Here is an 18,313-nt window from a genome sequence, read left to right as displayed (position 1 = left end):
CGCGCTCCGCGGCAGCGGTGGTGCGCCCGGTGGGGGGCTGCCGGCACCGGTGCGTACGGCCGTCCGCCCGACGCCTACGGGGGTCCGCTCCGGGTCACGGAGCGGTGGGCGGTCGCCACCGGGATCCACGCCTCTACGCGCGTATCCGCACGACGAGGCCCGGCCACAGGTCGTTTCCGGTTCAGGGCTGGTGGGGGACCAGCCCGCACACAAAAGAGACCTCCAGGGGCAAAAAGCCTCCGAAGGTCGCCATGGTGCTACAGGCGTTGATTCACCATACGGCAGGACACTGCGGCATATGGAAGGACTTGAGACACGGATCACAGGTGTCAGGGGAACCGTAAGCCCCTTTTCCAAGGTCCTTACCAGGATTGCACCCCACAGGCAGAGGTTTGCACGCGTTCCCGCGGAACGTAAGAAACGGGTATGCCACGGGTAAGAATCAAGCCTTCCGGTCACACCCCAGCTCAGGGCCTTGCAGGTCTACCATCACCTCATGACCCGTGTACTGCTCGCCGAGGACGACGCGTCCATCTCGGAGCCGCTGGCCCGTGCTCTGCGCCGGGAGGGCTACGAGGTCGAGGTGCGTGAGGACGGACCCACCGCTCTCGACGCCGGAATGCAGGGCGGCGTCGACCTGGTCGTGCTCGACCTGGGTCTGCCCGGCATGGACGGTCTGGAGGTGGCCCGCCGCCTGCGTGGCGAAGGCCACGGCATCCCGATCCTCATCCTGACCGCGCGCGCCGACGAGGTGGACACCGTCGTCGGGCTCGACGCGGGCGCCGACGACTACGTGACCAAGCCGTTCCGGCTCGCCGAGCTGCTCGCCCGCGTCCGCGCCCTGCTGCGCCGCGGCGCCGCCGAGCCGCAGCAGCCGCCCGCCACCCACGGCGTGCGGATCGACGTCGAGTCGCACCGCGCCTGGATGGGCGAGGAGGAGCTCCAGCTCACCGCCAAGGAGTTCGACCTGCTGCGGGTGCTGGTGCGCGACGCGGGCCGGGTCGTCACCCGCGACCAGCTGATGCGCGAGGTCTGGGACACGACCTGGTGGTCGTCGACCAAGACCCTCGACATGCACATCTCCTGGCTGCGCAAGAAGCTCGGCGACGACGCGGCCAACCCCCGCTACATCGCCACCGTGCGCGGTGTGGGCTTCCGCTTCGAGAAGAGCTGAGCCGCGGGGCAGGCACGGGTAAGCACGGGTAACAGGACATGCGCCGCCGACTGATCCAGTCCACGCTCGCCGTGGTCCTCGTCGTGATCGCCGTCTTCGGCGTCTCCCTCGTCATCGTCGAGACCAGGACGATCAGCAACAGCGCCCAGGAGCGGGTGGAGTCCGAGGCGGTCCGGCTGGCCAGCATCGTCGACAGCCGGCTCTTCGTCGCCCAGCAGGTCGACGCGGAGGTGCTGCGCAAGCAGGTCACGCAGGACCACTACTACGCGGTGATCCGGATCCCCGGGGAGGAGCCCATCGAGGTCGGCTCCAAGCCGTCCGGGGACGTGATCACCGCGACCGCGCCCGGCGAGGAGGGCGAGACGGTCACCGTCCAGGAGCCGCGCTCCTCGGTGACCCGGGAGGTCGGCCGCACCCTGCTGATCATCGGGCTGGTCGCGCTGCTCGCGGTGGTGGCCGCGGTGCTGCTGGCGGTCCGCCAGGCGAACCGGCTCGCGTCGCCGCTGACCGACCTCGCGGAGACGGCCGAGCGGCTCGGCTCGGGCGATCCGCGCCCGCGGCACAAGCGGTACGGCGTGCCCGAGCTGGACCGGGTGGCGGACGTGCTGGACGGCTCGGCCGAGCGCATCGCGCGCATGCTGACCGCCGAGCGGCGGCTGGCCGCGGACGCCTCCCACCAGCTGCGGACGCCGCTGACGGCGCTGTCGATGCGGCTGGAGGAGATCACCCTCACCGACGACCCGGACACGGTGAAGGAAGAGGCGACGATCGCGCTGACCCAGGTCGAGCGGCTCACGGACGTCGTGGAGCGGCTGCTGACGAACTCCCGCGATCCGCGCACCGGCTCCGCCGTCACCTTCGACCTCGACGAGGTCATCCAGCAGCAGCTCGCCGAGTGGCGCCCCGCCTATCGCAGCGCGGGCCGGGCGATCGTCAGCTCCGGCAAGCGGCATCTGGAGGCCGTGGGCACCCCCGGAGCGGTCGCGCAGGTGCTGGCCGCACTGATCGAGAACTCCCTGATGCACGGCGGCGGCACGGTGGCGCTGCGCACCCGCGTCACCGGCAACCAGGCCGTCATCGAAGTCACGGACGAGGGCCCCGGCGTCCCCGCCGACCTCGGCGCCCGCATTTTCGAGCGGGCGATCAGCGGCCGCAACTCCACGGGCATCGGCCTGGCCGTGGCCCGCGACCTTGCGGAGGCGGACGGCGGCCGCCTGGAGATGCTCCAGACCAAGCCCCCGGTGTTCGCCCTGTTCCTGTCCCGCACGCCGGTCGGGAAGTCCCACGGCGGCGAGGACGAGCCGATGATCCGCTGACGCGGTTCACGACCGGTCTACGGCACCCGCTGCCCGGCCCGCGACCGCCTGGCCCGTTCGCCCTTCAGGATCGATTCCGCTCCCGCCACCGCCTCACGGGCCGGAAGGGCGCGGAACACCCAGCTGCGGTACGACCAGAAGCGGAACAGCGTGGCGATGCCGATGCCGAGGAACTTGAAGATGTTGTTCTGGAGCGGGGTGTTCCAGCCGAAGCTGTACGTCGCCACGTAGAGGACGCCGTTCTCGATGACCAGCCCGACCGCGCTGAACAGCAGGAACAGGGACATCTCCCGCGTACGGCGGGTCTTGTCGCGGTCGCGGTAGGTGAAGTAGCGGAAGCCGATGTAGTTGAAGATGATCGCGACGACGGTCGCGATGACGCTCGCGCGCACCACCTGGAGGTCGGTGACATGCCGTACCAGGTTGAACACGAGGAGGTTGACCAGCACCCCGGCACCGCCCACCGCGCCGAACTTGGCGACTTCGTGGACGAGCCGTCGGAGCCGCGAGGCACCATGTCCCATGGTCGTGCAGGCCCCCGTCCGTGGTTGGCGTCAACTCAGCCATGCTAACCACCCTCCCGCGCGATCTTCCTGCGGACGCGGGTGGACGGCCGGAGATGGTCCGGGCAGGGCCGGGGAGGGGCGGGAAACCGGCCACCCTGGCGCGGCCGATACCCTGGGGGAGTGACGTTCCCGGTAGTCGGCATGGTCGGCGGGGGCCAGCTCGCTCGTATGACACACGAGGCAGGCATCCCGCTCGGCATCAGGTTCAAGCTCCTCAGTGACACCCCGCAGGACTCGGCTGCGCAGGTCGTGAGCGATGTCGTCGTAGGCGACTATCGCGACCTCGACACGCTGCGCGAGTTCGCCCGCGGGTGCGATGTGATCACCTTCGATCACGAACACGTACCCACCGAGCACCTCAGGGCCCTGGAGGCGGACGGCATCCCCGTGCGCCCCGGCCCCGACGCGCTCGTGCACGCCCAGGACAAGGGCGTGATGCGGGCGAAGCTCGACGCGATCGGCGTGCCCTGCCCCAGACACAGAATCGTCTCCGATCCGCAGGACGTGGCGGCCTTCGCCGCCGAGGGTGAGGGCTTCCCCGTCGTCCTCAAGACCGTCCGCGGCGGTTACGACGGCAAGGGCGTGTGGGTCGTCGGCTCCGTCGAGGAAGCCGCCGATCCGTTCAAGGCCGGTGTCCCCGTGCTCGCCGAGGAGAAGGTCGACTTCGCCCGCGAGCTCGCCGCCAACGTCGTACGCTCCCCGCACGGCCAGGCCGTCGCCTACCCGGTCGTGGAGTCCCGCCAGGTGAACGGCGTCTGCGACACGGTGATCGCGCCCGCCCCCGGCCTCGACGAGGCCCTCGCCCTCAGGGCCGAGGAGATGGCGCTGAACATCGCCAAGGAACTCGGCGTCGTCGGGCACCTCGCCGTCGAGCTGTTCCAGACCCGCGACGGCCGCATCCTCGTCAACGAACTCGCCATGCGCCCGCACAACTCCGGCCACTGGTCAATGGACGGCGCCGTCACCAGCCAGTTCGCCAATCACGTCCGGGCGGTCCTGGACCTGCCCCTCGGCGACCCGCGCCCGCGCGCCACGTGGACCGTCATGGTCAACGTCCTCGGCGGCGACTACCCGGACATGTACTCCGCGTACCTGCACTGCATGGCCCGCGACCCCCAGCTCAAGATCCACATGTACGGCAAGGACGTGAAGCCCGGCCGCAAGGTCGGCCACGTCAACACCTACGGCGACGACCTGGACGACGTGCTGGAGCGCGCCCGTCACGCTGCCGGCTACCTGAGAGGCACCATCACCGAATGAGCCCTGTTGTTGGCATCGTCATGGGGTCGGACAGCGACTGGCCCGTCATGGAGGCAGCCGCCAAGGCCCTCGACGAGTTCGAGATCGCCTACGAGGTCGACGTCGTCTCCGCGCACCGCATGCCGCGCGAGATGGTCGCGTACGGCGAGCAGGCCGACGGCCGCGGGCTCAAGGTGATCATCGCCGGGGCCGGCGGCGCCGCCCACCTGCCCGGCATGCTCGCCTCCGTGACACCGCTGCCGGTCATCGGCGTGCCCGTGCCGCTGAAGTACCTCGACGGCATGGACAGCCTCCTGTCGATCGTGCAGATGCCGGCCGGTGTCCCGGTCGCCACGGTCTCCGTCGCCGGTGCCCGCAACGCCGGTCTGCTGGCGGCCCGGATCCTCGCCGCGCACGACGAGGACCTGCGCGCCCGCATGCGCGAGTTCCAGCAGGAGCTGAACGACCAGGCCACCGAGAAGGGCAAGCGCCTGCGCTCCAAGGTCGAGGGCGCGAGCGGCGGCTTCGGCTTCGGGAAGTGATCCCATGACGTCCCTCGACGACGCCCGCGCGCTCCTCGCCGAGTTCCCCGTCGCCGACGGGCACAACGACCTGCCCTGGGCGCTGCGCGAGCAGGTCCGCTACGACCTCGACGCCCGCGATGTCGCCGCCGACCAGAGCGCCCACCTGCACACCGACATCCCGCGGCTGCGCGCGGGCGGGGTCGGTGCGCAGTACTGGTCGGTGTACGTCCGCACGGACTCGCCCGACCCGGTCGCGGCTACGCTCGAACAGATCGACTGCGTACGGCAGTTGATCGACCGGCACCCGGAGGACCTGCGGCCCGCGCTGACGGCCGCCGACATGGCGGCCGCGCGCCGGGAGGGCCGGATCGCCTCCCTCATGGGCGCGGAGGGCGGTCACTCCATCGCCAACTCCCTGGGCACCCTGCGCGGTCTGTACGGGCTCGGCGTGCGCTATCTGACCCTCACCCACAACGACAACGTGGACTGGGCGGACTCCGCGACCGACGAGCCGCGGGCCGGGGGCCTCACCGCGTTCGGCCGGCAGGTCGTGCGGGAGATGAACCGGCTCGGCATGCTCGTCGACCTCTCCCACGTGGCCGCGACGACCATGCGCGACGCGCTCGACACGAGCTCCGCCCCGGTGATCTTCTCCCACTCCTCGGCGCGGGCCGTGTGCGACCACCCGCGCAACATCCCGGACGACGTCCTGGAGCGGCTGCCCGCCAACGGCGGCATGGCGATGGTGACGTTCGTGCCGAAGTTCGTGCTCCAGGCCGCGGTCGACTGGACCGCCGCGGCCGACGAGAACATGCGCGCCCACGGCTTCCACCACCTCGACACCACCGCGGAGGCCATGAAGGTCCACCGCGCCTTCGAGGAGCGGCACCCGCGCCCCGTCGCGACGGTGGCCACGGTCGCGGACCACCTGGACCACATGCGCGAGGCCGCCGGCATCGACCACCTCGGCATCGGCGGCGACTACGACGGCACGGCCTTCACCCCCGACGGCCTGGACGACGTCTCCGGCTACCCGAACCTGATCGCGGAGCTGCTGGACCGCGGCTGGTCGAAGGCCGACCTGGCGAAGCTGACCTGGAAGAACGCGGTGCGGGTGCTGGACGCGGCCGAGGACGTGGCCCGCGGGCTCCGGGGCACGCGGTCGCCGTCCAACGCCCGTATCGAAGACCTGGACGGCTGACAGCGGCCCCGTTCGTGACCATGGCCGGTGTGCGCACCCTGCGGCCCGGCAGGACGGGTCGGACCGACGGCAGGCTGTTGAACGGCGGCTACAGCGGGTAAGACCGTGGTGGTACCGCGGTATCGCAGTTTTCTCGGATCGAGCCTGGCATTGACAGGGCCCGAGCCGCACGGGTGCGGTCTCCCGGCGCCGGGCGAGCTGCCAGGAGTGGCAACTCGGCGTGCGAGAGGGGGCGGCGTTGGCTGAGGATCGGGGTGCGGTTCTTTGGCGGAAGAGCAGTTACAGCGGTGGCAACAGCGGGGAACAGTGCTGCGAAATGGCCGTGGTCTCGGGGGAGATCCTCGTACGCGACTCGAAGTCCCCGAACCGCATGGTGCTGGCCTTCAGCCCGGACGCCTGGCGGACGGCGATAGCGTGGATGACCTGCCCGGTCACGGGCGAGGCGGCGCCATGAGCGAATCGGATTCGGACGGACACGAGATGAGCAGCCCGCGCCGTGAGCGGTCGACGACCAGGGAACCCGGCCTCGTCGGGTACTGCCTGGTGACCGGTGCGCTCGCCTCGGGTGCCGGAGCGGGTGCCTCGCTCCTCGGCGGGGCCCTGTGGGCGCGGCTGACCATGTGGCTGACGGTGCTGGTCGGGGTTTCCGTGCTCGCGGGCTGGTGGTGGGTGCGCTCCCCTGCTACCGCTCGTCATTGGACGGTTGATCTTCTGGTGCGTCCGGCAGCAAGGGACGTACCGTCTCGAAGAGCTTGATGAACGTGCGGACCAGAAGCGGTCCTCCGCCGATGCTGCCGATCCAGCACATCTCCGGTGGCACGCCCATGCGAATGCCGGCGTAGGCCACGAGGGTGGAGACGGCCGATGAGAACACCACCAGTGCGGCGAGGTTGCGCACCACCCGTATGAGATCGTCCGTGTGGGCCCGGCGGCGCTTGATGTGCTGCTCGGTTTCCGCCTTCCTCAGCCGGAGCAGACGAGCGCACGCCTCACGGCCGGCGAGCGCTCTCCTGGCCAGAGCGGTGTGCTCGGAGCCCTGGGCCCGGTGACCGGGCCCAGGGGCGGCCACCGGACGGGTGGAACGAGCGCGCGCCTTACCGGGGGACGGCTCCGACGTGCGGCGCCTCTTCCTCCCCTTGTCCGTCGTCATGGCTTCCCCTGGGCCCCCGTGGCACGCTGAACCGGCGGTCAGGTGCGGTGGAATTGTTCGATGAGTTCGTCGAGCAGCGCCACCGTGTCGTCCTCGGTCAGCGCCTTGTTGCGCAAATCCTCGAAGCATTCCTGGTACCGGGCGACGAGTTCACGGTCGTCCCGGTTGGTGAGCATGCCTCCCGGGCCTGCCATGTAGAGCACGTCTTCGTCGGCCTGGAAGCCCAGGAGGAAGAACGTGCTGTCCAGGCTGTCGTGTGCGCCCGCGGTGAAGGGCAGGGCCCGCAAAGTGGCCCGGCGCTCGGCGACCAGGTCCTTGATGAAGCCCAGTTGGCGGCGCATCGTCGCGGGTCCGCCGACTTGGCGGCGCAGGGCCGCCTCGTCGAGGATCATCTCCACTTCGGGGCCGTCCTCCTGAAGGACCCGCTCCTGCCGGGCCATGCGGAGGTCGATGTGTTGTTGCGCCCTGGGGTTGGGCTGGCCCGCCTCGAACAGAGCGGACACGTAGTCCGCGATCTGCAAGTGACTGGGGATGAGGCTGGGGTGGTAGCCCCTGATGGCGTTCGCCGCGCTCTCGTACCCCAGGTACTGGGCGAAGGGCTGGCTGATGATGTCGTTGTACTCGGACCACCACGACTGGCCTTTGCTGCCCCGGGCCGCCTCTTCCAGTTCCGTGACCAGGTCCGGATCTTCGACCCCGTATTCCTGGAGCATCGCCCGCAGGTCCGTCACGGAGAGGCTGACCGAGCCCGCCTCGATCCGGATCAGCTTGGACAACGACCACTCGAGCACTTCGGCTGCCTGCCGTTGGGTCAGGCCGCGCTTGTCGCGGGCTGCCTTGAGGGCGAGACGCAGCTTGCGGCGGTTGAGGCTCGGGTCCACGGACCTGGGCATGGCGCTCCTTCGGGAGAATGACGGCGGCGAACAGCACTTGGCGTGCCGAAACCTTCCCATCCTAAGAGGGCGGAACGACTGTCATCCGAAAGAGTGACTCGAATGGCCGTATGCTTGACGCTGCCGTCTCTCCGGAGATACCCGAACGACACCTGTCTAATCGACCCTGAGCTGGCCTAGACCTCGCGAGTGGTGCAGGTCACATCGTGGGTATGAACGGGTGTGAAGTCCTGGGACTGACGAGCCAGGGGAGACCGGTGGGCTGCGCACTGGGCCGTGGCATGACGATGGGCCGGCGATCACCGGCCGGCGATCACCGACCCCGTACCCCGAACGCCCTGCCCGCCAGGAACCACTCCGCGCTCCGTGCGACGGTGGCCGTACCTCACGAACGACCGTACGGAGCCGCCATGGCAGACCTCCAGGACGACCTGCGCGCCACTGCCACGGCCGGTGAGTTCGGCGACCTGTCCGAGCCGTACCCCGACGAGGCCGTCATGGCGGCGGAGCCCTACGAGCCCGTCTCCGACCCGGACGACGAGCCGATGGCCCGGGCCCACGCCGTCCTCGCCGCCTACCCCGTGGCCGACGGCTACAACGGACTGCCCTGGGCGCTCAAGCGGCTGTCCCACTACGACCTGGAGGAGGGCGAGGGCACCGTCGACACGGACGTGCCCCGCCTGCGCCGCGGGCATGTGGGCGCGCTGTTCTGGTCGCTGCACCTGCCGGAGGGCCTGGACGGCGACCGGGCCGTCGGCGCCACCCTGGAGCAGCTGGACCTGGCCAAGGCCGTCGCCCGGACCTGCGACGAGGGACTGCGGCAGGTCTGCACGGCAGGGCAGGTCGCGGACGCCCGTAACCGCGGCCGCGTCGCCGTGCTCCTCGGTCCCGCCGGGGCCCCGGCCGTGGGCGACTCGCTGGGCATCCTGCGTCAGCTGCACTTCCTCGGCCTGCGCGTCCTGACGCTGACCGGCGTGTCCTGGGCGAGCGACGCGGGGCTGACGCGGTTCGGCGAGGAGGTCGTGCGCGAGATGAACCGGCTCGGCGTGATCGTGGACCTCTCCGGCGCCTCCGCGCCGACCGTCCGCCGGGTCCTGAGGCTCTCCCGGGCGCCCGTGCTGTGCAGCCGCTCCGCCGCCCGCGCCCTGCGCCCCCACCCGGTCAACCTCCCCGACGACCTGCTGGCGGAGCTGGGCGCGGCCAAGGGTCTGTGCCTGGTGCCGCTGACCGCCGAGCAGACCGGCCCGACCGTCCGCGACGTCGCCGACCATCTGGACCACATCCGGACCGTGGCCGGTGCGCAGTGCGTCGGGCTGTCCGGCACGTACGACTCGGGCTCGGCCCACCCGCAGGAACTCGGCGACACCTCCTGCTATCCGCGGCTGATCGCCGAGTTGCTGCGGCGTGGCTGGGACGAGGCCGACGTGGCCCTTCTTACCTGGGGCAACGTCCAGCGGGTGCTGCGCGGCGCCGACTTCGCCGCCCGCGCCGCCCAGCAGCGACGCGAGCCGTCGGCGGCGACCATCTCCGAGCTGGACGGGTGACCGGCAGGCAGGTGACTCAGGCGGTGTGCTCGATCCGGCACAGGCAGAACGGATGCCCCGCCGGGTCGGCGTACACCCGGAAGTCCTTCTTCTCGTAGTCCTCCCGGTCCAGCACCCGCGCCCCCAGCGCCAGCACCCGCTCCTCGGCCGCGTCGATCTCCTCCCAGGTCGACCCGCCGTCGAAGTCCAGGTGGAACTGCTGGGCGTTGCGGTCGGCCCGGGGCCACTCCGGCGGGGTGTACCCGGGCGAGCGCTGGAAGGCGAGCCGCGGCCCGTCGGGGAGCCGCAGCACCACCCAGTCCGGGTCGTCGTCCTCGGGTGTGCCGCCCCCGACCTGCGCGTAGAAACGGGCCAGCTCGCGCGGGTCGGGGCAGTCGACGACGACGGTACGGAAACGTGCCACAGCGGACATGGGGCCTCCCGGTGTCAGCAGGCGCAGAGGCAGAACGGGTGCCCGGCCGGGTCGGCGTAAACCCGGAAGGTCCTTGTCCGGTCCTCGGCGTCCAGCGGCTTCGCGCCGAGCGCCAGCACGCCCTTCTCGGCCGCGTCCAGGTCCTCCACGTCCAGATCGAGATGGAACTGCTGCGAGTGGTCGGGCGACGGCCACTTCGGCGGCACGTACCCGGGAGCTTCCTGGAAGGCCAGCGCCGGTCCGCCCGGCACCTTCAGGTCGACCCACTCGCCCGAGTCGTCGGCCTCCACCGCGGGAGTGCCGCCGAGCACCTCGGCGTAGAAGCCGGCCAGTGCGTGCGGGTCGGGACAGTCCAGGACGACGACACCGAGCTTGGCGAGAGCCATGACTTCCTCCTTGAAGCGGCTGTTCCCCGGGTTCCAGGGTCACAGGGTTACCTACATAACCCGAGTAACCGGTAACCGTTACTTCATGCTGGGCCATTGGCGGTAACCTCGCAAGGGGAAATCCGAGAGGTGCCCGAGAGGTACGGTCCAGCCATGACGGAGAGAACGCCCGCGCCCGGCGGCCTGGCCCTGGTCGAGGCCCTGGTGAACACGCTGGACATCGAGTCGGGCGCCGACTCCCTGGACACGGCGGAGGGCCGGGCACGCTTCGGGATCACGCCGGACGAGGTCGGGGACGCCCGCGCACTGCGCGAGTCCCTGCGCGCGGCCCTGCTCGCCCACGCGGGCCACCCGCCGCACCGCGAGGTGACGCCGCTGGGCGAACTGCTGGCCGGGGCGCCGCTGCTGGTGGCGGTCGACCGGCGGGACGGCTCGGCGACCCTCGCCCCGGCCGACGAGGGCCCCCTGCTCTCCCGGGTCGCAGCCGCCGTCGCCGAGGCGCTGGTCGCGGGCACCTGGAGCAGGCTCAAGGCCTGCGAGGCCGCCGACTGCCTCTGGGCGTACTACGACCGCAGTCCGGCCGGCCGCGGCCGCTGGTGCTCGATGCAGGTCTGCGGGGCCCGGGCGAAGATGCGCCGTTACCGGGCAAGGGCTGACCTGCGTGGTGAGTTCGGGTAGCGGCCGGGCAGGCTGACGGTCGTCATCCCGCTCTCCTTGGAAAGCGGTTCCCGAACCATGGCGATGGCGTGGAGAATGGAGCGGGCGCCGCTCCGGCCGGCTGAGCCCCGGCCGGAGCGGCGCCCACCCTGTTGCCGCGGACCGCGTCAGCCGTGTGCGTCTGCTCCGGTCGAACCCGGACGGCCGGTCGAACTCAGGCGTTCGGCCGCCCCATCGCCCGGTACGTCCACCCGGCCTTGCGCCAGCGCTCAGGGTCGAGGGCGTTGCGGCCGTCGAGGATGACCCGGGCCGCCGCGACCTCGCCGAGGGCCTCGGTGTCCAGCTCCCGGAACTCCCGCCACTCCGTCAGGTGCAGCACGATGTCGGCGCCGCGTACGGCATCCAGCGCCGAGTCGGCGTAGCCGAGGGTCGGGAAGACGCGGCGGGCGTTGTCCATGCCCTTGGGGTCGTAGACCGTGACCTGGCCGCCCTGGAGGTGGATCTGCCCGGCGACGTTCAGCGCGGGGGAGTCCCGTACGTCGTCCGAGTCGGGCTTGAACGTCGCGCCCAGCACCGCGACGCGCTTGCCGAGGAACGGCCCGCCGCCCAGCGCCTGCCGGGCCAGCTCCACCATCTGCCCGCGCTGGCGCATGTTGATGGAGTCGATCTCGCGCAGGAACGTCAGCGCCTGGTCGGCACCCAGCTCGCCGGCCCGTGCCATGAAGGCGCGGATGTCCTTCGGCAGACATCCGCCGCCGAACCCGATCCCGGCCCGCAGGAACTTCTTGCCGATCCGGTCGTCGTAACCGATGGCCTCCGCCAGCTTGGCCACGTCACCGCCCGCTGCCTCGCACACCTCCGCCATGGCGTTGATGAACGAGATCTTCGTGGCGAGGAAGGAGTTCGCGGAGGTCTTCACCAGCTCGGACGTCGGGAAGTCGGTCACCACGAACGGCGAGCCCTCGGCGATCGGCGTGGCGTACACCTCCCGCAGCAGCTTCTCGGCGCGCTCGCTGCGCACGCCGACCACGATCCGGTCGGGGTGCAGCGTGTCGTCGACCGCGAAGCCCTCGCGCAGGAACTCCGGGTTCCAGGCCAGCTCGGCGTCCTCGCCGGCGGGCGCGTGCGCGGACAGGTAGGCCGCCAGCCGGTCGGCGGAGCCGACGGGCACGGTCGACTTGCCGACGACCAGGGCGGGACCGTGCAGATGTGGGGCGAGCGAGGCGAACGCGGAGTCGACGTAACTCATGTCACAGGCGTACTCGCCGTGCCGCTGCGGGGTGTTCACGCAGACGAAGTGCACATCGCCGAAGGCACCGACCTCGGCCCAGTCCTGGGTGAAGCGCAGACGCCCGCTGGAACCCTCGAAACCGGCGACGTGCCGGCGCAGCAGCTCGTCGAGCCCCGGCTCGTACATCGGAGCCTCGCCGCGCTCCAGCATCTCGATCTTCTCGGGCACGACGTCGAGGGCAAGCACCTCGAAGCCCAGCTCGGCCATGGCCGCCGCGTGTGTCGCGCCGAGATAACCGGTGCCGATCACGGTGATCTTCAGGGCCATGGGTGCTCCAGGGGTCTACGGCAGGTGCGCGCCCGAGCATAGCCGGGGCATGGGAACGCGCTTCACGGGGCAACTTTCCCGCTGTCGTCTAGGTCACGTATCCCTCTCGTGGGCGACCCCATAAACTTTTGATTACTTAACGGTAGTTAGCGCCACCATCGCAGCGTTTTGGAGCGTGAGAGACCTTGGCCGGATCGGCTGACTTCGACCTGTACCGCCCGTCCGAGGAGCACGACATGCTCCGTGACGCCGTCCGCTCGCTGGCCGAGGCGAAGATCGCGCCGTACGCCGCCGCGGTGGACGAGGAGGCACGCTTCCCGCAGGAGGCGCTCGAGGCGCTGGTCGCGAACGACCTGCACGCCGTGCACGTACCCGAGGAGTACGGCGGCTCGGGCGCCGACGCCCTGGCGACCGTCATAGTGATCGAGGAGGTCGCACGCGTCTGCGCCTCGTCCTCCCTCATCCCCGCGGTGAACAAGCTGGGCTCGCTCCCGGTGATCCTCTCCGGCTCCGAGGAGCTGAAGAAGAAGTACATGGCCCCGCTCGCCAAGGGCGACGGCATGTTCTCGTACTGCCTGTCCGAGCCGGACGCCGGCTCCGACGCCGCCGGCATGAAGACGAAAGCCGTCCGCGACGGCGACCACTACGTCCTCAACGGCGTGAAGCGCTGGATCACCAACGCGGGCGAGTCCGAGTTCTACACGGTGATGGCGGTCACGGACCCGGCCAAGCGCTCCAAGGGCATTTCCGCCTTCGTCGTCGAGAAGTCGGACGAGGGTGTCTCCTTCGGTGCCCCGGAGAAGAAGCTCGGCATCAAGGGCTCCCCGACCCGCGAGGTCTACCTCGACAACGTCCGTATCCCCGCCGACCGCATGATCGGCGAGGAGGGCTCGGGTTTCGCGACAGCCATGAAGACCCTGGACCACACCCGCATCACGATCGCCGCCCAGGCCCTCGGCATCGCCCAGGGCGCCCTCGACTACGCCAAGGGCTACGTCAAGGAGCGCAAGCAGTTCGGCAAGCCGATCGCCGACTTCCAGGGCATCCAGTTCATGCTCGCCGACATGGCCATGAAGATCTCGGCCGCCCGCGCCCTGACCTACCAGGCCGCAGCCGCCTCCGAGCGCGGCGACACCGACCTCACCTACCTGGGCGCCGCCGCCAAGTGCTTCGCATCGGACGTGGCCATGGAGGTCACCACGGACGCGGTCCAGCTCCTCGGCGGGTACGGCTACACCCGCGACTACCCGGTGGAGCGCATGATGCGCGACGCCAAGATCACGCAGATCTACGAGGGCACGAACCAGGTTCAGCGCATCGTGATGGCGCGAAACCTGCCGTAAGCCCGTCGTTTTGTCCCTCCGGTCGCCCTCCTGCCCAGCCAGGAGGGCGACCTGCGTTCTGCCTCGGCGGCCTGCCCTGACGCACGCATGGCGCATTCCTTCCTTCCGCCCCGTGGCGGCCGAGGCCGGGCAGGCGTAGGACGGAAGGCAGCAAGGGCCGACCCCCGGCTCTCGCCGTCCCCCCGGGAGGAATCATGACCCAGCAGCCCACCATGACCCCGCTGAGCAAGGAGATGCAGGACTGCGTCCAGGCGTGCATGACCTGCCACAGCGTGTGCGAGGAGACCATGAGCTCCTGCCTGCAGATGGGCGGCCAGGCCCAGATGCAGATCATGCGCGCGGTGATGGACTGCGCCGAGATGACGCGCATGTGCGCCGACATGATGATGCGCCGCTCGCCGCTGTCGGCCGAGATGTGCGCGATGTGTGCCCGGGCCTGTGACATGTGCGCCGAGGCGTGTATGTCCATGCCGGACGACGCCCAGATGATGCGCTGCGCCGAGGCGTGTCGCCGCTGTGCCGAGATGTGCCGCTCGATGTCGGCCGCCACGATGTGAGGACCGCCTCACAGCAGTCGGGGGCACCCCCGTGGGTGCCCCCGACGCATGCCGGTGCTCAGTTGCCCGAGACGGTGACCGTCTCGTCGTTCTTCAGCTGGTTCACCAGCGTCTTCATCTTCGCGCTGTCCCACTGGAGGTTGCCGTTCGCGGAGTTGCCCGAGATCGGCATGTTCATCGACTTGCCCTCGCCGCCGCTGACGCCCTTCATCGCCCAGAACATGGACGCCAGGTCGAACAGGCCCATGTCCTTGTCGACCACCAGGGAGTCCAGGCCCGCGCCCATGGTCGGGTACAGCCTGAACGGGTTGAGGATCGTGCTCGGGGTGGCGACCTGGTTGGCCAGGGCCGACAGGAACTTCTGCTGGTTCTTCGTACGGTCCAGGTCGGAGCCCGCGAGCGCGTAGCGGGTGCGGACGAAGGCGAGGGCCTGCTCGCCGTTGAGGGTCTGCTTGCCCTTCTTGAGATCCGCGCCCGACTTCTTGTCCTTGATGTCCTGCGGGATGTCCATCTCGACACCGCCGACCGCGTCCACGATGTTCGCGAAGCCGCCGAAGCCGATCTCCACGTAGTGGTCGATGTGCAGGCCCGTGTTGGCCTCGACGGTACGGACCAGCAGTTCGGGGCCGTCCTCCGCGTACGCCGCGTTCAGCTTCACCTGGCGGCCCGTGGCCGGGTAGAACTTGCCGGAGTCGGAGCCCTTGAACGACGGGATCGTGACGTTCGAGTCACGCGGCAGCGAGATCAGCGTCGGGCCGTTGCTGCCGGTGTGCAGGATCATCATCGAGTCCGTGCGCTTGCCCTTGGCGGACCCGGTGTGCAGCTTCTTCTTCTCCTCGGCCGACATGCCCGCGCGGCTGTCGGAGCCGACGATCAGGTAGTTCGTGCCCTCGCCCGCCTCCGGACGGTCGATGACCTTCGACAGGTCGACGTCGCGGTTGAGCTTGGAGTCGGCCCAGAAGTACGTGGCGACGCTCGTCACGGCCAGCACCGTCACGACCATGATGGCCGTCACCTTGATACGGCGGCGCCAGTTCGGCGCGGGGCGCGGCTCGTACATGCCGTCGCCCGGACCGCCGGGGCCTCTGCCGCCGGGGGAGCCGTAGACCTGGCCGGTGTTGTAGCCGCTGTCGTAGGCGCCCGGCGGCTCGGCGTAGCCGCCGTCGACGTACGACGGCTGCTGCGGTACCCCGCCGGCGTACGGCGCTGCGCCGCCGTAGGCACCCTGCCCGGGCGACGGCGCCGGACCGCGGCGGACCTGCCGCATCACGCGGGCGCTCTCGGGCTGTGCGCTCGCGCTTCCGCGTCCGTACCGGCTGCCGCGGTTGTCGTCGGACCATCCCTCGGACCAATTGTTCATGCGCCCCAGTGTGCAGGTCCCCGTAGTACGGCATACAAGGGTCGTCGGAAAATCAGAGCACGGCTGTGGCGAAGCTGACACAAAATCCCCTCATGCCGCCTCGGCATAAGGTAGGGGCCATGACAGACCAGGCCCCAGCCGCGGATTCCGGCACTCCGGATATCCCGGGCAAGCCGACTTCGGCCTCCCGCACCACCCTCAGCCACATCATGACCCACAACGACACGAACCTTCTGGGGACGGTGCACGGCGGGGTGATCATGAAGCTGGTGGACGACGCGGCGGGTGCCGTGGCCGGGCGGCACTCCGGCGGGCCGGCCGTCACCGCGTCCATGGACGAGATGGCCTTCCTGGAGCCGGTCCGCGTCGGTGACCTGGTCCACGTCAAGGCGCAGGTCAACTGGACCGGCCGCACCTCCATGGAGGTCGGCGTCCGGGTCCTGGCCGAACGCTGGAACGAGTCCGCCCCGCCCACCCAGGTCGGCTCCGCCTACCTCGTCTTCGCGGCCGTCGACGCCGACGGCAAGCCCCGCCGGGTCCCCCCGGTGCTCCCGGAGACCGAACGCGACAAGCGCCGCTACCAGGAGGCCCAGATCCGCCGCACCCACCGCCTGGCCCGCCGCCGGGCGATCATGGAACTGCGGGAGAAGCGGGCGGCGGAGGGGTTCGAGGACTGACGCGGGTCCGGCGACCGGGGCGGGCGCGGTGGCGCCGAGCGCCTGGACTTGCCCACCTGGGGCGAACGGCCGTCAGCAGGAGCGGGCAGCGGTCGGTGCGGGTGTCCGAGGGAGGACTGGCCGGTGTGACCGCCGGAGGACCGACCACGGCGAGAGCGCGGGACCCGATCAGCCGGCGCGAGCCCGCGAGGGACGAACGACCGCCGCGAATGCCCGAGGCCCGACCGCCCCTGCCCGGCCCCCTACGAGCACGCCACCTCATCCCCCCGCACCACCCCGAACTCGCCCTGCCCCGGGTCCTCGGCCCGTACCTTGTGTACGCGTTCGAAATCCGTGCCCGCGATGACCTTCAGGGTCGGGCCCAGGCCCTTGACCGGGCGGAGTTCGCTGCCCGGCAGGGCCGTGGCGAGGGACTTGGCGGAGCGGTCCCAGCGGGGGTCGTGGGCGACGATCGTGCGCTTGACGTCGCGGGCGGCGGCGTTCACCGGGGTCCGGGTCGTACGGAAGCCCGTCGAGGCCAGGGCCGCGTCGACACGGCGGCCCAGACCGGGCGTGCGCGTGCCGTTCTCCACCTGGACGCGGATCTGCTGGGGGGCGACCGAGACGATCCGTGCCGCGCCGCGGGGCCGGTGCACCGACAGCGGCTGGTCCTCGCGCAGGGCGCGGAAGAGCCGCTCCGCCTTCACGGGGTCCCACTTCAGCGTGGAGCCGGCGCCCTTCACGGCGTATCCCATCCGCCCGATCGGGACGGTCGTGAACTCGGAGGAGGAGGGGGAGAAGTTCCGCATGGCCCGGCCCAGGTCCAGCATCTCGTCCGTGCCGAAGCCCTTGTCGGCCCGCACCGAACCGAGTACCGCCCGGGTCACGTCCCGGAACTTCATCGGGTTGAGGAGCATCCCCGAGGAGGTGATCCGTTCCACGAGCGCCGCCATGAAGCGCTGCTGACGTTTCATCCGGCCGAGGTCCGAGGCCCCGTCGATGTGCCGGGCGCGTACGTACTGGAGTGCCTGCCCGCCGGCGAGCGTGTGCCGTCCGGGCGGGAGGTTCAGGCCGGTGTAGCTGTCCTTCAGGGGGGCCGCGGTGCAGATCTTCACGCCCCCGACCACGTCCACCGTCCTCATGAAGCTGGCGAAGTCGACCTCCAGGTAGTGGTCGATCTTCACCTTCGTCATGCTCTCCACCGTCCGCACGGTCAGGTGCGGCCCGCCCTCGGCGTACGCCGCGTTCAGCTTGACCGGGTGCGCCCCGTGCCGCTTTCCCGTCGTACGGTCGACGTGCGCGGGCATCACGGCGTAGGAGTCGCGCGGCAGGCTCACCACACTCGCCCGCTCCCGGTCCTCCGAGATGTGCACGATCATGATCGTGTCGGTGCAGTGGCAGGGCGCCCCGCCCAGCCGGTACTTCCGCCGCTCCTCCTTGCTGATCTTCTCGCGGCCGTCGGTGCCGACCAGCAGCACGTTCATGCCGTGGCCCCCCTGCGGCCGGTTCTTCATGTCCTTGAAGGGATCGACCCGGGAGATGTCCGCGTCCAGGCTGGTCATCACCGCGTGCCCGATACCGGCGGACGCGAGGACCACCACGGACAGGGTGGTGACCACCCGCATCCCCCAGCGCGGCTTCAGGCGCCGTACGGGCGGCGCGGGCCTGCGCGGGGCGCGCCCGGGGGAGGGCTGCGGGCGGCGCTGCGGGGCGGCGGTGGACCGAGGGGACCGCGGCGGCGTGGGCAAGGGAACACCTCCGGACGACGGCCGTATGT

19 protein-coding genes are annotated in these 18,313 nt (G+C 70.5%); 11 read left to right on the top strand and 8 right to left on the bottom strand.

Annotated features, from left to right (window positions below; genetic code table 11):
* Positions 1 to 496: 496 nt before the first annotated feature.
* Entirely contained in the window at positions 497 to 1,174 is a 678-nt protein-coding gene (locus tag PV963_RS18140) for a response regulator transcription factor (protein WP_274816777.1), read from the top strand.
* Positions 1,175 to 1,212: 38 nt separating this feature from the next.
* A complete protein-coding gene (locus tag PV963_RS18135) occupies positions 1,213 to 2,490 on the top strand; it encodes an ATP-binding protein (protein ID WP_274816776.1) in 1,278 nt (425 codons plus the stop codon).
* Between the two features lie 17 nt (positions 2,491 to 2,507).
* Here the strand turns inward: PV963_RS18135 and PV963_RS18130 are convergent, their stop codons facing one another.
* On the bottom strand, positions 2,508 to 3,014 hold the full coding sequence (locus PV963_RS18130; protein WP_274816775.1) for a GtrA family protein: 507 nt from the start codon (positions 3,012 to 3,014) through the stop codon (positions 2,508 to 2,510).
* A 162-nt stretch (positions 3,015 to 3,176) separates the two neighbouring features.
* Here PV963_RS18130 and PV963_RS18125 point away from each other — a divergent pair, with 162 nt between their 5' ends.
* The 4 genes from PV963_RS18125 (at position 3,177) to PV963_RS18110 (ending at position 6,474) form a co-directional block, all read left to right on the top strand.
* The gene (locus PV963_RS18125) at positions 3,177 to 4,316 is read left to right on the top strand and encodes a 5-(carboxyamino)imidazole ribonucleotide synthase (RefSeq protein ID WP_274816774.1); all 1,140 of its coding nucleotides are present in this window, start codon (positions 3,177 to 3,179) and stop codon (positions 4,314 to 4,316) included.
* A complete protein-coding gene (gene purE / locus PV963_RS18120; protein WP_274816773.1) occupies positions 4,313 to 4,837 on the top strand; it encodes a 5-(carboxyamino)imidazole ribonucleotide mutase in 525 nt (174 codons plus the stop codon). The genes PV963_RS18125 and purE overlap by 4 nt, the downstream gene beginning before the upstream one ends.
* Positions 4,838 to 4,841: 4 nt before the next feature.
* The gene (locus tag PV963_RS18115; protein WP_274816772.1) at positions 4,842 to 6,020 is read left to right on the top strand and encodes a dipeptidase; all 1,179 of its coding nucleotides are present in this window, start codon (positions 4,842 to 4,844) and stop codon (positions 6,018 to 6,020) included.
* 220 nt (positions 6,021 to 6,240) lie between these two features.
* Entirely contained in the window at positions 6,241 to 6,474 is a 234-nt protein-coding gene (locus PV963_RS18110) for a DUF397 domain-containing protein (protein WP_342456386.1), read from the top strand.
* 228 nt (positions 6,475 to 6,702) lie between these two features.
* Here the strand turns inward: PV963_RS18110 and PV963_RS18105 are convergent, their stop codons facing one another.
* The gene (locus PV963_RS18105; protein ID WP_274816770.1) at positions 6,703 to 6,918 is read right to left on the bottom strand and encodes a hypothetical protein; all 216 of its coding nucleotides are present in this window, start codon (positions 6,916 to 6,918) and stop codon (positions 6,703 to 6,705) included.
* Positions 6,919 to 7,208: 290 nt separating this feature from the next.
* A complete protein-coding gene (locus PV963_RS18100; protein ID WP_274816769.1) occupies positions 7,209 to 8,063 on the bottom strand; it encodes a helix-turn-helix domain-containing protein in 855 nt (284 codons plus the stop codon).
* A gap of 410 nt (positions 8,064 to 8,473) precedes the next feature.
* Here PV963_RS18100 and PV963_RS18095 point away from each other — a divergent pair, with 410 nt between their 5' ends.
* On the top strand, positions 8,474 to 9,607 hold the full coding sequence (locus PV963_RS18095) for a dipeptidase (protein ID WP_274816768.1): 1,134 nt from the start codon (positions 8,474 to 8,476) through the stop codon (positions 9,605 to 9,607).
* A gap of 16 nt (positions 9,608 to 9,623) precedes the next feature.
* Here the strand turns inward: PV963_RS18095 and PV963_RS18090 are convergent, their stop codons facing one another.
* Positions 9,624 to 10,019: a VOC family protein gene (locus PV963_RS18090; RefSeq protein ID WP_274816767.1), complete on the bottom strand. Its 396-nt coding sequence runs from the start codon at positions 10,017 to 10,019 to the stop codon at positions 9,624 to 9,626.
* Positions 10,020 to 10,033: 14 nt separating this feature from the next.
* A complete protein-coding gene (locus PV963_RS18085) occupies positions 10,034 to 10,405 on the bottom strand; it encodes a VOC family protein (protein WP_274816766.1) in 372 nt (123 codons plus the stop codon).
* 153 nt (positions 10,406 to 10,558) lie between these two features.
* Between PV963_RS18085 and PV963_RS18080 the strand changes: the two genes are divergently transcribed.
* On the top strand, positions 10,559 to 11,083 hold the full coding sequence (locus tag PV963_RS18080) for a CGNR zinc finger domain-containing protein (protein WP_274816765.1): 525 nt from the start codon (positions 10,559 to 10,561) through the stop codon (positions 11,081 to 11,083).
* A 193-nt stretch (positions 11,084 to 11,276) separates the two neighbouring features.
* Here the strand turns inward: PV963_RS18080 and PV963_RS18075 are convergent, their stop codons facing one another.
* Positions 11,277 to 12,620: a UDP-glucose dehydrogenase family protein gene (locus PV963_RS18075; protein WP_274816764.1), complete on the bottom strand. Its 1,344-nt coding sequence runs from the start codon at positions 12,618 to 12,620 to the stop codon at positions 11,277 to 11,279.
* Between the two features lie 185 nt (positions 12,621 to 12,805).
* On the opposite strand from PV963_RS18075, the gene PV963_RS18070 reads away from it, so the two are divergent.
* A complete protein-coding gene (locus PV963_RS18070) occupies positions 12,806 to 13,963 on the top strand; it encodes an acyl-CoA dehydrogenase (protein WP_274816763.1) in 1,158 nt (385 codons plus the stop codon).
* Positions 13,964 to 14,157: 194 nt separating this feature from the next.
* Positions 14,158 to 14,520: a four-helix bundle copper-binding protein gene (locus PV963_RS18065; RefSeq protein ID WP_274816762.1), complete on the top strand. Its 363-nt coding sequence runs from the start codon at positions 14,158 to 14,160 to the stop codon at positions 14,518 to 14,520.
* A gap of 58 nt (positions 14,521 to 14,578) precedes the next feature.
* On the opposite strand, the gene PV963_RS18060 is transcribed toward PV963_RS18065, so the two are convergent.
* On the bottom strand, positions 14,579 to 15,880 hold the full coding sequence (locus tag PV963_RS18060) for an LCP family protein (protein ID WP_274816761.1): 1,302 nt from the start codon (positions 15,878 to 15,880) through the stop codon (positions 14,579 to 14,581).
* A 119-nt stretch (positions 15,881 to 15,999) separates the two neighbouring features.
* Between PV963_RS18060 and PV963_RS18055 the strand changes: the two genes are divergently transcribed.
* The gene (locus tag PV963_RS18055) at positions 16,000 to 16,557 is read left to right on the top strand and encodes an acyl-CoA thioesterase (RefSeq protein WP_059420204.1); all 558 of its coding nucleotides are present in this window, start codon (positions 16,000 to 16,002) and stop codon (positions 16,555 to 16,557) included.
* A 242-nt stretch (positions 16,558 to 16,799) separates the two neighbouring features.
* On the opposite strand, the gene PV963_RS18050 is transcribed toward PV963_RS18055, so the two are convergent.
* Complete coding sequence (locus PV963_RS18050; protein WP_425540916.1) at positions 16,800 to 18,284, bottom strand: LCP family protein; 1,485 nt, start codon at positions 18,282 to 18,284, stop codon at positions 16,800 to 16,802.
* Positions 18,285 to 18,313: the final 29 nt, after the last annotated feature.

Origin of the sequence: Streptomyces coeruleorubidus (genome assembly GCF_028885415.1) — a bacterium.
GTDB classification, from domain to species: Bacteria; Actinomycetota; Actinomycetes; order Streptomycetales; family Streptomycetaceae; genus Streptomyces; species Streptomyces coeruleorubidus_A.
Note: the sequence above shows the minus strand (reverse complement) of the source record. Positions and strands in the feature narration are given on the sequence as shown.